General features: G+C 62.1%; 9 protein-coding genes. 6 read left to right on the top strand and 3 right to left on the bottom strand.

Features of this window, described 5'->3' with window-relative positions:
• Positions 1 to 25 precede the first annotated feature (25 nt).
• Positions 26 to 880 carry a glycine betaine ABC transporter substrate-binding protein gene (locus HU742_RS06855; protein WP_186611592.1) on the bottom strand — a complete coding sequence of 285 codons (855 nt, stop codon included), beginning with the start codon at positions 878 to 880 and terminating at the stop codon, positions 26 to 28.
• Positions 881 to 1,307: 427 nt separating this feature from the next.
• On the opposite strand from HU742_RS06855, the gene HU742_RS06850 reads away from it, so the two are divergent.
• Together HU742_RS06850 and HU742_RS06845 are read left to right on the top strand one after the other, a co-directional pair.
• Positions 1,308 to 2,606, top strand: a complete 1,299-nt coding sequence (locus HU742_RS06850) for an alpha/beta fold hydrolase (RefSeq protein WP_186636179.1) — start codon at positions 1,308 to 1,310, stop codon at positions 2,604 to 2,606.
• Positions 2,599 to 3,387 carry an MlaA family lipoprotein gene (locus HU742_RS06845; protein ID WP_186636176.1) on the top strand — a complete coding sequence of 263 codons (789 nt, stop codon included), beginning with the start codon at positions 2,599 to 2,601 and terminating at the stop codon, positions 3,385 to 3,387. The genes HU742_RS06850 and HU742_RS06845 overlap by 8 nt, the downstream gene beginning before the upstream one ends.
• Positions 3,388 to 3,450: 63 nt before the next feature.
• Here HU742_RS06845 and HU742_RS06840 read toward each other — a convergent pair whose 3' ends face one another.
• On the bottom strand, positions 3,451 to 4,365 hold the full coding sequence (locus tag HU742_RS06840; protein WP_186643757.1) for a DUF808 domain-containing protein: 915 nt from the start codon (positions 4,363 to 4,365) through the stop codon (positions 3,451 to 3,453).
• A gap of 131 nt (positions 4,366 to 4,496) precedes the next feature.
• Between HU742_RS06840 and HU742_RS06835 the strand changes: the two genes are divergently transcribed.
• From HU742_RS06835 to HU742_RS06825, 3 genes are all read left to right on the top strand, one after another.
• Entirely contained in the window at positions 4,497 to 5,102 is a 606-nt protein-coding gene (locus HU742_RS06835; protein ID WP_186636170.1) for a TetR/AcrR family transcriptional regulator, read from the top strand.
• A 167-nt stretch (positions 5,103 to 5,269) separates the two neighbouring features.
• A complete protein-coding gene (locus tag HU742_RS06830; RefSeq protein ID WP_186611597.1) occupies positions 5,270 to 5,857 on the top strand; it encodes a UPF0149 family protein in 588 nt (195 codons plus the stop codon).
• An 8-nt stretch (positions 5,858 to 5,865) separates the two neighbouring features.
• Positions 5,866 to 6,261: a YbaN family protein gene (locus HU742_RS06825; RefSeq protein WP_186636166.1), complete on the top strand. Its 396-nt coding sequence runs from the start codon at positions 5,866 to 5,868 to the stop codon at positions 6,259 to 6,261.
• A 76-nt stretch (positions 6,262 to 6,337) separates the two neighbouring features.
• Here the strand turns inward: HU742_RS06825 and HU742_RS06820 are convergent, their stop codons facing one another.
• Positions 6,338 to 13,450 carry a retention module-containing protein gene (locus tag HU742_RS06820; RefSeq protein ID WP_217828367.1) on the bottom strand — a complete coding sequence of 2,371 codons (7,113 nt, stop codon included), beginning with the start codon at positions 13,448 to 13,450 and terminating at the stop codon, positions 6,338 to 6,340.
• 451 nt (positions 13,451 to 13,901) lie between these two features.
• Between HU742_RS06820 and HU742_RS06815 the strand changes: the two genes are divergently transcribed.
• Positions 13,902 to 15,260, top strand: coding sequence for a TolC family outer membrane protein (locus tag HU742_RS06815; RefSeq protein WP_186636161.1), 1,359 nt, complete (start codon positions 13,902 to 13,904; stop codon positions 15,258 to 15,260).
• Positions 15,261 to 15,269: the final 9 nt, after the last annotated feature.

The following is a 15,269-nucleotide window of genomic DNA, read 5'->3' as shown; positions in this document are numbered from 1 at the left end:
TTGTGTAACAGCTAGACCAGGCCGATTACTTGCCAGTCCACTCCTTCACGCGGTCCGGGTGCTTGGCGACCCAGTCCTTGGCGGCGGCGTCAGGCTTGGCACCTTCCTGGATCGCCAGCATCACTTCGCCGATTTCATCCTTCGAAGCCCACTGGAACTTCTTCAGGAACGCGACCACTTCCGGCGCCTTGGCTTCCAGGCCTTTGCTACCGATGCTGTTTACAGTCTCAGCCGCGCCATAGACGCCCTTCGGGTCTTCCAGGAAGCGCAGTTTCCACTTGGCGAACATCCAGTGCGGAACCCAACCGGTGACCGCGATGGATTCGTTCTTCTTCTCGGCACGGGTCAGCTCGGCAATCATGCCGGCGCCGGAACTGGCCTTGAGTTGATAACCGGTCAGGTCGTAGTCCTTGATCGCCTGTTCGGTCTTGAGCATCACGCCTGAACCGGCGTCGATGCCAACGATGCGTTTCTTGAAGGAGTCGTCGGTCTTCAGGTCTTCGAGCGACTTGGCCTTGACGTACTCCGGCACGATCAGGCCGATTTTAGCGTCCTTGAAGTTCGGGCCGTAGTCGACCACCTGATCCTTGTTCTTGGTCCAATAGTCGCCGTGGGTCACTGGCAGCCAAGCCGAGAGCATCGCATCGAGCTTGCCGGTGGCCACGCCTTGCCACATGATCCCGGTCGCCACGGCTTGCAGCTTCACGTCATAACCGAGTTTCTGCTTGATCACTTCGGCGGCCACATGGGTGGTCGCGACGCTGTCGGACCAGCCGTCAACGTAGCCAATGCTCAGGGTTTTGGTTTCGGCGCTGGCCAGGGTGGAGCTGATCGCAAGTACCAGTGCGGCACCTGCGCCCAAGAGTCGTCGCATCTTCATCGTTACTTCCCCGAAAGTGCTGCGCCCGGCGGATGCCGAGCAGCGTCAACGTATTGTTATGGTGCACAGCGCCCCCATCACGCTCGCCTGCAAACCGGTCCGAACGCCAGCGGAGTACTGACCCGTCGATCATCAACCCGTGCCGATCTGGAACCTGCTCTGCCTGCGACGTTGAGGCAACGAGAAACGACATCAGTAGGCCAGCAGGCCATCCCAGGTGCTCCAGCCCGCCAATTTCGATCAAATCTTGCATGCCTGAGCCGAGCACGACGCAAGATCACTAGCCGCCACCACATCGCTACGTGTATCGTCCCGCTACTATTGCGCCCCGTTCGCGCTTGTTTTGCGGCCATCATGGCACTTGGCTTCGCTTCGGTGGTCATAGGCTGCGAACCTCATCCGGCACCTTTCTCTAAGAGATCCAGACATGCTCCGTTCCTTGCGCTTCGCTGCCCTCGCCGGCGGCCTTATCCTGAGTGCGTCCGCGCTGGCGGTGGATGTCGATGCCGCCAGCTATGGCTACCCCTTGACCAACCCGTTCGAGGCGACCATTGCCACCACGCCGCCGGACCTGCGCCCGGAACTGCCGCTGAACGAGGACATCAACCAGTCGGACCACAGTCTCACCTTGCGTCCGGAGCGCGAATTCATCCTGCCGGACAACTTCTGGCCGGTAAAAAGCCTCACTTACCGCATGGCTACCCAGGACAAACCCGCGCCGCTGATCTTCCTGATCGCCGGCACCGGCGCACGCTACGACAGCACGCTCAACGAGTACCTCAAGCGCCTTTACTACAAGGCCGGTTATCACGTGGTGCAGCTGTCATCGCCCACCAGTTTCGACTTCATGAGCGCGGCCTCGCGATTCGCCACCCCGGGTATCACCAAGGAAGATGCCGAAGACATGTACCGGGTGATGCAAGCGGTTCGCGCGCAGAACCCCAAGCTGCCCGTCACCGAGTACTACCTGACCGGCTATAGCCTCGGCGCCCTGGATGCAGCCTTCGTCGCGCACCTGGACGAAACCCGGCGCAGTTTCAATTTCAAGAAAGTCCTGTTGCTGAACCCGCCGGTGAACCTCTACACCTCGATCACCAACCTCGACAAACTGGTCCAGACCGAGGTCAAGGGCATCAACAGCAGCACCACTTTCTATGAATTGGTGCTGAACAAGCTGACCCGCTACTTCCAGCAGAAAGGCTACATCGACCTCAACGATGCCCTGCTCTACGACTTCCAGCAGTCCAAGCAACACCTGACCAACGAACAGATGGCGATGCTGATCGGCACCTCGTTCCGTTTTTCGGCGGCGGACATCGCGTTTACCTCGGACTTGATCAACCGTCGCGGCCTGATCATCCCCCCCAAGTTCCCGATCACTGAAAGCACCAGCCTGACGCCGTTCCTCAAGCGCGCGCTGCAATGCGATTTCGACTGCTACCTTACCGAGCAAGTGATTCCGATGTGGCGCGCGCGCACCGACGGCGGCAGCCTGCTGCAACTGGTCGATCAGGTCAGCCTCTACGCCCTGAAGGATTATCTGCAGGCCAGCCCGAAGATCGCGGTCATGCACAACGCCGACGATGTGATTCTCGGCCCGGGCGACCTGGGTTTCCTGCGCAAGACTTTTGGTGATCGCCTGACGGTTTACCCACTGGGCGGCCATTGCGGCAACCTTAACTATCGCGTCAACAGCGACGCCATGCTGGAGTTCTTCCGTGGCTAAATACCTTCTGCTTATTGCCGCATTAATGAGCGCTGGCATGGTCCACGCCGATAACAGCAAGGCCAACGCGCCCGTGGTGGTGGATTCGGACGGCTTCAAGGAACCACTGTCCAAGCTCAAGTTCAACCCCGGCCTGGACCAGCGTGAGTTCGAACGTTCGACGCTCAACGCCTTGAACGTCTACGACCCGCTGGAATCCTGGAACCGCCGCGTCTACCACTTCAACTACCGCTTCGACCAGTGGGTCTTCCTGCCTGTTGTCGATGGCTACCGCTATGTCACGCCGAGCTTCGTGCGCACCGGGGTCAGCAACTTCTTCAATAACTTGGGAGACGTGCCGAACCTGATGAACAGCCTGCTGCAATTCAAGGGCAAGCGTTCGATGGAAACCACGGCGCGACTGTTGCTCAACACTACCGTCGGCATCGCCGGCCTGTGGGACCCGGCCACGGCCATGGGCCTGCCGCGCCAGAGCGAGGACTTCGGCCAGACCTTGGGCTACTACGGCGTGCCCGGCGGCGCGTATTTCGTGCTGCCGATCTTCGGCCCGTCGAACCTGCGCGACACCTCGGGCTTGCTGGTGGACTACACGGCCGAGTCGGCGATCAACTTCCTGAACGTCGCCGAAGTCAGTTCCAACCACCCGGAACTGCTGCTTTTGCGTGGCGTGGACAAGCGCTACCAGACCAGTTTCCGCTACGGCCAGCTGAACTCGCCGTTCGAGTACGAAAAAGTGCGCTACGTGTACACCGAATCGCGCAAGTTGCAGATCGCCGAGTAACCATCAGCCGACCGACCACCGTGGGAGCAGACTGGCTCCCATGGTGGTTCTCTGGCGCCTGCTCTATTTCTTGAAGGTCTTCCAGACCTTGCCCACCGCCATCACTCCCGCCAGCACCAGCGCACCCGCCACGATCCCGGCCACGGCATTGAGCAGCATCGGCACGATAAACCCGGCGCCGCCGGCACTGGCCGCCACGCCTTCGATCCAATGATGCACCGCCGGCACGCCATGGGTCAGGATGCCGCCGCCCACCAGGAACATCGCCGCCGTGCCAATCACCGACAGGCTCTTCATCATGTAGGGCGCCGCGCGCAGGATGGCCCCGCCGATGCTCTTGGCGGCCTGGCCCGGTTTCTGGGTCAGCCACAAGCCCAGGTCATCGAGCTTGACGATCCCGGCCACCAGGCCATAGACGCCGACGGTCATGACAATGGCGATGCCTGACAGCACGATGACCTGCTGGGTCAGCGGCGCGTCGGCGACAGTGCCGAGGGTGATGGCGATGATTTCCGCCGAGAGGATGAAGTCGGTACGCACTGCGCCCTTGATCTTGTCCTTTTCGAAGGCCACCAAGTCCACCGCCGGGTCGGCCACCGCCTCGACCAATTGCGCGTGCTCGGCCTGGTCTTCAGCCTTGCTGTGGAGGAATTTGTGGGCTAGCTTTTCGAACCCTTCGAAACACAGGTAGGCGCCGCCGACCATCAGCAACGGCGTCACCAGCCAGGGCACGAAAACACTGATAGCCAGCGCCGAAGGCACCAGGATCAGCTTGTTGATAAACGATCCCTTGGCCACCGCCCAGACCACCGGCAGTTCCCGCTCGGCCCGCACGCCGGACACTTGCTGGGCATTGAGCGCCAAGTCATCACCGAGTACACCAGCGGTTTTCTTGGCCGCCATCTTGGTCATCAGCGCGACATCGTCGAGAACGGCGGCGATATCGTCGATCAGTACCAGCAAACTGCTTCCAGCCATGAAGGGGCTCCTTGAATAAATAATGCTACGCAGCATAGCGCGAGCGGTGCTTCCATGGGCATTCTTGAGCGCCGCGCGAGCCCGGTGCTACCATGCGCCACCGCCAGAACCGGCAAGGAACCCCAGGGTTTATGAGCACTATCCGCGAGCGCAACAAAGAATTGATCCTGCGTGCCGCCAGCGAAGAGTTTGCCGACAAGGGCTTCGCCGCGACCAAAACCAGCGACATCGCGGCCAAGGCGGGCCTGCCCAAACCCAACGTCTACTACTACTTCAAATCCAAGGAAAACCTTTACCGCGAGGTATTGGAAAGCATCATCGAGCCGATCCTCCAGGCCTCCACGCCCTTCAACGCCGACGGCGAGCCGGGCGAGGTGCTGAGCCACTACATCCGTTCCAAGATCCGTATTTCCCGGGACCTGCCCTTCGCTTCGAAGGTCTTCGCCAGCGAAATCATGCACGGCGCCCCGCACCTGAGCGCCGATCTCGTTGAACAACTGAATGCCCAGGCCCGGCACAACATCGACTGCATCCAGACCTGGATCGACCGCGGCCAAATCGCCCCTATCGACCCCAACCACCTGATGTTCAGCATCTGGGCCGCCACCCAGACCTATGCCGACTTCGACTGGCAGATCAGCGCGGTAACCGGCAAAGCCAAGCTCGATGAAGCCGATTATGAAGCGGCGGCACAGACCATTATTCGGTTGGTGCTCAAGGGCTGCGCACCCGACTGATACATCGTGTTGCGGCATCGCCACCGAACTCGCGCCCACCTGCGACCTGCGGTGAGCTACCGGCGCGTCCAGCCACACCGCCGAGAAGCAAATACGCCACGCGGCTGGCCTGGACGCTCAAGAAGGCCTAGAATTCCCGCATTGTTTATTCCCCAAGGTAGCCCGTAATGTCCTTCGCTGAGCAACTGACCCGCCTGCAAGTCTTCCTCGACGCCGATGAGCTGCACGAAGAAGCGCTGGATTACGTGGCCGCTCACGGCTATCTGACCGCCCTGTCGATCTGCGCAGAATCGGTGCCGGATCGTGAATGGATCGACGCCCTGTTCGCCGAAGAGCCGCACTACGCCGACGAAGCCCAGCGCGCTGAAATCGAAGCCACGCTGGTCGGCCTCAAGGCTCACATTGCCCGTCAACTGGCTTCCGACGAAGAATTCGAGCTGCCGTGCGAACTGGACCTGGGCGACGACCCGGACGATTCGGAGTTGCGCGGCTGGTGCATCGGCTTCATGGAAGGCGTGTTCCTGCGCGAAGCCGCCTGGTTCGAAACCGCCGAGGAAGAAGTCAGCGAAATGCTCCTGCCGATCATGGTCGGTTCCGGCCTGTTCGACGAGCAGCCGGAGTTTTCCGACATCGCCGCCGACGCGAACCTGATGGACGACATGATCGTGCAGATCCCGGAAGCCCTCACCGCGCTGTACCTGCTGTGCAACGCTCCGGACGAGAAACCGGCGATCCTCAAGCCTCGCCACCACTGAGTGACCGGATGCCCGCGCCAGTCGGCAACCGCCCGCTGATCCTGCGTTACGCTCTGCTGGCCATCGGCTGGCTGAGCGTGGTGCTGGGCGTCATCGGCATCTTCGTACCCGTCCTCCCCACCACCCCTTTCCTACTGCTGGCCGCCGCGTGCTTCGCCCGCAGCTCGCCGCGCTTCTACCAATGGCTGGTCGAGCATCCCCGCCTCGGCCCGTGGATCAGCGACTACCTCAGCGGCAACGGCATCCCGCTCAAGGGCAAGGTCTACGCCATCGGACTGATGTGGGTGAGCATCCTCTTTTCCTGCTACTTGGTGCCACTCCCGTGGGCACGGGTGTTCATGCTGTCCAGCGCGGTGCTGGTGACGGCTTATATCCTCAGGCAGAAGACGCTGCGAAGACCCTAAGCTTCCATTGTGGCGAGGAGCTTGTTCCCGCTGGGTGGCGAAGCCACCCTTATGGGACAAACCTACTCAGCTCACCTCAAACCGTATCCACCTTCAACGAATGATCATTGAGCATCCCATTGATGATGGTCGCCGTGTCCGCGCCGCCGATCATTCCTCCCGCGCCCGGCGTGACGCCGTAGAGGCTGGCGAGGTTGACGCCGGCCAGGTCAATGGTCTGGTTCGGCGTGGCACCCGCCATGCTGCTGACGTCGATGCTGGTGATGACCGATGCGCCGGTGCCGGTGACGGTGAAGTGCAGGTAGTCGTCGAGGGACGCGGCGCTGCCGTTTTCACCCAGTAGCAGTTGGGACAGGTCGAGTTTGTCCAGGCCTGGGGTGAAGTCGGTAATGACGTCGTGGCCGCTGTTGCCCGCCTGCCATTGGAAAGTGTCGGCGCCGCTGCCGCCGGTCAGGGTGTTGTTGCCCAGGCCGCCGATCAGGATGTCATCACCGCCGCCGCCATTGAGCATGTCATGGCCGAGCCCGCCGTCGATGCGATTGCTCGCGCCGTTACCCGCGAGGGTGTCGTTGAAGTTCGAGCCGACGAGGCTTTCGATGCCGGCCAGGGTGTCGGTGCCGGCGCCGAGGGTATCTTGTGCGGCCAGCAGACCGAGGTTCACCGTAACTCCCGCGGTGGCGTGAGCGTAGCTGGCGGTGTCGTTGCCGCTGCCGCCGTCGAGCAGGTCGTTGCCGCTGCCGCTGTAGAGCAAGTCGCCGCCCGCCCCGCCATTGAAGGTGTTGTTGCCGGTGCCCGCACTGAGAATGTCATTGCCATCGCCGGCGTTGAGCACGTTGTTGCCATTGCCGGCCAGCAGCACATCGTCCCCGCTTGTGCCGGTGAGCGTATGGCCTGCCTGGTAGCTGATGCCGACTCCGGCACTGTCGCTGCCACCATGGTTGTCGCTGGCGGTGTAAGTGCCGTGGTAATCCGGCGTGTGGTCCTGGGCGCCGGCATAGTTGACGGTCATCGTCAGTTGATAGTTTTCCGAGGCATTGGCGTTGCCATTGCCGGGGTTGGGGATGTTGGTGACGTGGATCTGGTAGTTGCCGTCCGCTGCCGCGGTGAACGAGGCGCCATCGTTGATCGCGATGAACGGCCCGCCGTTCAACGAGTACTCCATGGCGATGCGACCGGCCGTGAGGTTGTGATCCAGCGTCAGGGTTTCGCCCTGCTTGAGCGTGATGTTGAGCCGGTCTTCATCGTTGGCGTTGTTGTTCGACACCGACCCCAGCGCGCCGCTGACCACCAGCACCGCCGTCATGCTCGCAGCGTTGGCGACGAAGGCACTGCGGTTGAGGTTGATCACCTGGGCATTGTTGCCGGTGAAACTGGCAGTGCCGCTGGTGCCGGTGAAATCCGCGCCCTTGGCGATCCAGCCCGTATTGAAGCCCGTGGGTGAAGCGGTAAGCGGATCGCCGTTGGCATCGCTGTCGTTCCCCAGCAAGAGTTCGCTGGGGATGACGATATTGCCCGACAGCACGTTGGTGATGACATTGTCCTCAACGGCCACGGGAGGGCTGTTGGGCACGACTTTGATCATCAGGTTGGAACTGGCCAGGTCGCCGTCGTTGTCGCTGATGGTGTAGCCGATGTGCTCGGTGATCAGAGTGCCGGTGGTGGTCTGCGAGGTGTAGCTGAACCCGCCAGTGTCAAGGTTCACCACCAGGGTGCCGTCGTGGTCGGTGGCGATGCTCAACGTGTTGGTGGCTGTATTGAAGGAGCCGTGGTTGAGCCCGCCGCTGGCAGTCAGTGCACCGTGGCCACCGTTGGCGTCCGGGTTGTAGCTGTACGTCGTGCCGTCCACCACCAGGCTTTTGACAAACCCGCCGTCGGCACCGAACGAGCCGCCTTCGCCCAACAGGTTGCCGGTGACCGGCACGCCTTGCACCGTGCCGGAAAGCACCGAGTTGAGTTGGTTCAGGTCGGTGACCAGCACGGCGTCGGTATCGGTGTGAGTGCTGCCGTCATGGGCCAGCGGATCGAGGTGGACATCCCTGACGCCGCTGCCCAGGCCGATGGCGTAGTTCTTGATGCTGTTGGCGTCGAGGAAGGCCTTCCAAGCGGCTTCGTCCGCCGAGCCGATCTCGCCCAAGGTCGGCTTGCCATCCGAGAAGAAATAGCCAACGTTCTGTGCGTCGGGCAGTTTGCCGGAGGTTGCGAACGCAGTCTGAGCCACCGCCACGGCCGCATCGTAATTGGTGTCACCGTGCGCATTCAGCGTCGAGATCAACGTCTTGGCAGTTGCTACGTCGACCCACACGGTGCTCTGGTCGGTGGCGCTGCCGCTGAAGGTCACGAGCTGGACTTTCACATCGCCCATGTCATCGTACTTATCGAGCAAAGCGTTGATTGCCTGTTTGGCCAGGTCCATTCGAGAGAGCCCCGACACGCCTGAGGGATCTTTCATGCTGCCGGACACATCAAGCACGATCAGCAGGTTCGAATCGATCTCCGTCGCCGTGACCGAACGCTCAGACGCGACCGCCTTGGGCACGTCATCGACGATGCTCACCACCAGGTTGCCGGTAGTGCTGTTGCCCAGGGAATCGGTGGCCTGATAGGTGAAGCTTTCGGTCAGCGCATTCGGGCCGTCGTTGGCATGGGGCGAGGTCGCCGCTGGTGAAGTCAACGTGTAGGTGTAGGAGCCGTTGGGATTGAGCAGCAATTGGCCGTGGGCGCCGGTGGCGTCTCCCACCAGGGTAAACGTTACGGCGCCGGTCGCACCGGTGACCGAACCGACCAAGGTGCCGGTGGCGGTTTCGCCGGTGGCACCCGGCTCGCTGCCCGTGGCGGTGCCAGGCGCGAGGTCCTGGCCGTCCTGTTTCAGATCCAGGGCTTTTTCATAGACGGTGACGTCGTGGTCGGTTTCGGCGACCAGGCAACTGTTGTGCACGTCGATAGTGATGGTCGTGGTGCTTTCGTCACCGTCGCCATCACGCACGGTGTAGGTAAACACATCGGTGGCGCCCGGTGCGCCGACCGAGTCCGGGTTGCTGTGATAAACCGCGTTGCCGTTGGCGTCCAGCGTCAGGTAGCCGTAGGTGCCGTTGATCTGCGCGTCGAGGCCGCCAGTGACGGGCGTTGAAGTATCGTTGCCGGCACGTACGCCAAGCACCGCGCCGCCGTCCGCGCCCAGCACGTCGTTGTCCAGTACATTACCGCTGACCGTCCCGCCTTCCACCACCGCAGCGGTATCGCAATGAGCCTTGGGCACATCGTCGACGATATTGATGACGATGGTGCTGGTGACGGTGTTGCCGAGTGAATCAGTGGCCTGGTAGGTAAAGCTTTCGCTCAGCACGTTCGGCCCATCGTTGGCGGCGGGCGCTGTTGTTGCGGGCGAGGTCAGGGTATAGGTGTAGGAACCGTCCGGGTTGAGCAACAATTGACCATGGGCGCCGGAGGCATTGCCGATCAGCGCGAACGTGACGGCGCCGACCGCACCGGTCACCGCATCCACGAGGCTGCCGCTGGCGGTTTCACTGCTGGCGTTCGGCGTGCTGCCGGTTACGGTGCCGGGGGCCAGGTCCTGGCCATCCTGGTTGAGGTCGAGCGCACGTTCATGGACGCTGATCTCATGATCCGGCGCAGCGACGAGGCAGCTGTTGTGCACGTCGACGGTGATGGTCGTAGTGCTTTCATCGCCATCGGCGTCGCGCACGGTGTAGGTGAACACATCGGTGGCGCCCGGTGCGCTGACGACGCTCGGGTTGCTGTGGTAAACGGCGTTGCCGTTGGCATCCAGGGTCAGGTAGCCGTAGGCGCCGTTGATCTGGGTATTGAGGCCGCCGACGGCCGAGGTCGACGTATCGCCGCCCGCCCGTACGCCGATGACCGCACCGCTCGCCGCGGGACCATCGGCACCGCCCTCATCGTTGTTCAGCACATTGCCGCTGACCGTCCCGCCCTCCTCAACCGAGGCTGAATCGGCGTGGGCCTGGGGCAAGTCGTCGATGATGTTCACGTCCAGGTTGCCGTTCGCGGTGGTGCCGTTGTCATCGGTGACCACCACGGCAAATTGCTCGCCCAGGCTGTTGGCGCCATTCGCATTGGGATGCGCTTCGTTGTCGAGCAAGGTGTAGCTGTAGCTGACCACGCCAGTGATCGCGTTGAAGCCGGTGATGGTCAGCGTGTTGCCCAACGCGGTGGTGATCGATTGTGGGAAGCCGGCGGCGACGCCACCGCTGACCACGCTGATACCGCCGACGCTCAGGGTTTGCACGCCGTCCAACGCGGTCACGGTGAAGGTGCCGCTTTGGGTCAGCGCCGAAGCGTCGGGGCTGCTGCCGTCGTCGAGGTTTTTCTCTTGCAACGACAGCTCGCCGCCTTCGGTGTCGAGACCGGTGATGATCACTGGGTCGTCGTTGTTATGGACTTGCAGCACCAGGTTCGCGGTGCTGGTGTCACCGTCGGCGTCGGTCAGGGTGTAGGTGAAGGTTTCCGTGCCGCTGCCGCCACCGTGCAGCCCTTTGAAATCCGAGTCGGCGGCGTTGAGCGTGTAGGTGTAGGAACCGTCGGCGTTGAGGACCAAGGTCCCGTAAGTACCGGTGAAGGTGCCGGGAGTAATCGGGCCGGACGCCACGTGATCGGCGCCTTCGGTATCGTTGGTCAGCACGCTGCCGGTCAGGGTCAGGTTGCTTTCCGAGGCGGTACCGGCGTTGCTGTCATCCACGGCCTTGGGCAGATCGTCGACGATGTTCACGTCCAGGTTGCCGTTCGCGGTGGTGCCGTTGTCATCGGTGGCCACCACGGCAAATTGCTCGCCCAGGCTGTTGGCGCCATTCGCATTGGGATGCGCTTCGTTGTCGAGCAAGGTGTAGCTGTAGCTGACCACGCCAGTGATCGCGTTGAAGCCGGTGATGGTCAGCGTGTTGCCCAACGCGGTGGTGATCGATTGTGGGAAGCCGGCGGCGACGCCACCGCTGACCACGCTGATACCGCCGACGCTCAGGGTTTGCACGCCGTCCAATGCGGTCACGGTGAAGGTGCCGCTTTGAGTCAGCGCCGAAGCGTCGGGGCTGCTGCCGTCGTCGAGGTTTTTCTCTTCCAACGACAGCTCGCCGCCTTCGGTGTCGAGACCGGTGATGATCACTGGGTCGTCGTTGTTATGGACTTCAAGTACCAGGTTGGCGGTGCTGGTGTCACCGTCGGCGTCGGTCAGGGTGTAGGTGAAGGTTTCCGTGCCGTTGCCGCCACCGTTGAGGCCTTTGAAGTCAGAGTCGGCGGCGTTGAGCGTGTAGGTGTAGGAACCGTCGGCGTTGAGGACCAAGGTCCCGTAAGTACCGGTGAAGGTGCCGGGAGTAATCGGGCCGGACGCCACGTGATCGGCGCCTTCGGTGTCGTTGGTCAGCACGCTGCCGGTCAGGGTCAGGTTGCTTTCCGAGGCGGTACCGGCGTTGCTGTCATCCACGGCCTTGGGCAGATCGTCGACGATGTTCACGTCCAGGTTGCCGTTCGCGGTGGTGCCGTTGTCATCGGTGACCACCACGGCAAATTGCTCGCCCAGGCTGTTGGCGCCATTCGCATTGGGATGCGCTTCGTTGTCGAGCAAGGTGTAGCTGTAGCTGACCACGCCAGTGATCGCGTTGAAGCCGGTGATGGTCAGCGTGTTGCCCAACGCGGTGGTGATCGATTGTGGGAAGCCGGCGGCGACGCCACCGCTGACCACGCTGATACCGCCGACGCTCAGGGTTTGCACGCCGTCCAACGCGGTCACGGTGAAGGTGCCGCTTTGGGTCAGCGCCGAAGCGTCGGGGCTGCTGCCGTCGTCGAGGTTTTTCTCTTGCAACGACAGCTCGCCGCCTTCGGTGTCGAGACCGGTGATGATCACCGGGTCGTCGTTGTTATGGACTTGCAGCACCAGGTTCGCGGTGCTGGTGTCACCGTCGGCGTCGGTCAGGGTGTAGGTGAAGGTTTCCGTGCCGTTGCCGCCACCGTGCAACGCGACGAATTGCGGGTCGCTGGTGTTCAGCGTGTAGGTATACGTGCCGTTGGGGTTGAGGACCAACGTCCCGTAGGTGCCGGTGAAGGTGCCGCCGATGATCGGGCCGCTGTCGGAGCCGGTGGGAATGCGATCAGCGCCCTGATGATCATTGGGCAAGACGTTGCCGGTGAGGCTGACGAGTGTTTCCGATGCGGTGCTGGCGTGGCTGTCATCGATTGCCTGGGGCACGTCGTCGGTGATGTTGACGTCCAGGGTGCCGGTGGCCGTATCACCGTCGGTATCGACCGCCACCACGGGAAATTGCTCGCTGATGCTGTTGGCACCGTCGCCCGTCGGATGGGTTTCATTGTCGGTCAGGGTGTAGCTGTAGCTGACCACGCCAGTGGACGGGTTGTAGCCGGTGATGGTCAGCGTATTGCCCAGCGCCGAGGTGATGGATTGCGGGAAACCCGTGGGCACGCCACCGGCAATCACGCTGATGCCGCCAATGCTCAGGCTGCTCAGGCCGTCGGGGGCCGAAAGGGTGAACGTACCGCTTTGCACCAAGGCGCCTGGGTTGCTCGCCGTGCCGTCGGCGAGGCTGGCCTCGTGGGCGGTCAGTTCGCCGCCGTCCACGGTCAGGCCGTCGAGGGTGACGGGATTATCCGGCGTCTCGGGCGTTACCGGTGGCACGGCAGCGTCATCGCCGTCGCCATCCGGGTCAGCGGCCAACTCCAACTGCGGGAACTCCGGTATCCCATTGAACCCGGCGGTTGGAAAGCCGATGAGCGGATCAACCTCCCCGGCGACTTCTTCCAGCAATACAAAGCTGTGCCCGCCGCCCACCCCGCCCGGGTTGCCGCCCTCGGCGCCCGCTGCCGTGGCCTCGCCCGTCTGGGTCGGGTCGGCACCGGCGGCGATGGCTTGCTGCAGTTGTTGCACATCGGTCAATTGCGCATCGGTCGGCGCCGCGCTGTCAGGCGTGTCGACATGAGGCGCCTGGTTGGCGAGCAATTGCGGGGTCAGGCTCAGGTTGCTCTCGCGGCCCAGGGTCAATTCCTGGCCGTTCTGCAAATGCACGGCCACTGCGCCTTCGGCCCCGGTGATCAGATGCTCGCCGGCATACAGCCGATCGCCTTCGACCAGGGGCCGCCGCAGCCCGCCGGCAGCCTCCGCGAAAACCTGCCCTACCACCTTGCTGACGGTACCGATGAGCGCTGCCATGTGCATTCCCTCCGCTGCCGACCGCAGTCAGCACCTGTCTGGGTGAAGAATGCGTGCTCAGGTTACCGTCAGAATCTGGAAAATCTGCCAGCTTTCGCGAACGTCCAAAGCGCTAGCCTTTCGCCACAATGACAAAAAACCGTCGCTTAAAACCACCTCTCCGCTCAACCTTTTTGCACGTCTTCACTACGTTTCAAAATTTGTATGGAACTTTTTATTGACGCCTAAAAGTCGTCGGAACCCTTATCTTCCGCGGCTTTCGATTTGAACAATGTGCTGGATTTCTCAGAGCACATAAGTTTTTTTCGGCATAAGCCTTATGAGAAATCCTTCTTAGGTTTTCCTCAGGATGTTCTTAGCTGTGTTGTTACAAGGTTGAAACGGTTTTGATCTTTTAAACGTCAATATTCTGGCGACAACGAAGCACAACAGACCTCAGGAGATGCTCCCCATGCGCGTTCTTACCCCCCTCTACAGCGCGGTTTTACTGGCCATCGCCTGCTCTTCTCAGGTGCAGGCCATGTCGGTGACCGAAGCGATCCAGAGCACCATTGCAACCCACCCCGAACTGGCGCAACGGGTGGACAGCCGTTTGTCGGCCAATGAAGACGTCAAGGTCGCCAGGGGGGGCTTTTTCCCATCGTTGGATTTGAACGCCGGTTATGGCCGCGGCTACAGCGATAACACCAATACCCGGGCATTGGGCAACCACCACACCAACATCCTGACTTACACCCAGTCGGAGCTGCGCCTGCGGCAGATGATTTTTGACGGGTTCAACACCGCCAATGAAGTGGAGCGCACCAAAGGCGTGGTCAATTCCCGAGCCTATTACGCCCAGGGCACCGCCCAGGACCTGGCCCTGCGCACCATCGAGGTGTATCTGGAAGTGCTCAAGCGTCGCGAACTGGTGACCCTGGCCAAGAACAATCTGCAAGCGCACCTGCGGGTCAACGATCAGATCGGCCTGCGCACCGAACGGGGCGTGGGCAGCACCGCCGACTCCGACCAGTCCAATGCCCGTCGCGCCCTGGCGGAAAACAATTACGACACCGCCCAAGTCGACCTCGCCGATGCCGAGGCGAATTTCTACAGCGTGGTCGGGCGCATGCCCGATGAGCTGGAAGCGCCGCCCTCGACCAAAGGCGAGCTTCCCGTCGACCTGCGCGAAGCCCAGCAAAGCATGGTCGACAACAACCCTTACCTGAAATCGGCACAGGCCGACGTGCAGTCCGCCGAGAGCCAGTACGAAGTAGCGAAGTCGCCGTTCTACCCGCGCTTCGACGCCGAAGCGGCCGTGGGCGCCAACAACAACCTCGGCGGCGAAGAAGGCCATGACAACAACTGGCGGCTCGGCGTGGTGATGAACTACAACCTGTTCCGCGGCGGCAGCGACAAGGCGCGGCTGGCCTCGAACGCCCATCAGATCAACCAGGCCATGGACATTCGCAACAACGCCCTGCGCCAGCTCAATGAAGACACGCGCCTGGCCTGGAACGCGATGCTCAACGCCCGCAAGCAGACCCCGACGGCCCGCGAGTACGCCGACACCACCGCTCGCGTGCGCGCCGCCTACCAAGACCAGTTTGGCCTCGGCCAGCGGACCCTGCTCGATCTGCTCGACAGTGAAAACGAGCTGTACAACGCCAACCGTCGCTACACCGAGGTGCGCTACACCGAGGAATACTCGATGTACCGGGTGCTGGCGAACATGGGCCTGCTGCTGCAAAAACAACGGATCGTGCTGCCAGCCGACGCGGTCGCCCAAACCGAGGTCAAGAACCAGGCGCGGTTGCCGGAACTGAAGTAATCCAGTGGG

Origin of the sequence: Pseudomonas marvdashtae (assembly GCF_014268655.2) — a bacterium.
In the GTDB taxonomy this organism is placed as follows: Bacteria; Pseudomonadota; Gammaproteobacteria; order Pseudomonadales; family Pseudomonadaceae; genus Aquipseudomonas; species Aquipseudomonas marvdashtae.
The sequence above is the reverse complement of the archived record's forward strand: the minus strand, read 5'-3'. Positions and strand labels throughout refer to the sequence as shown.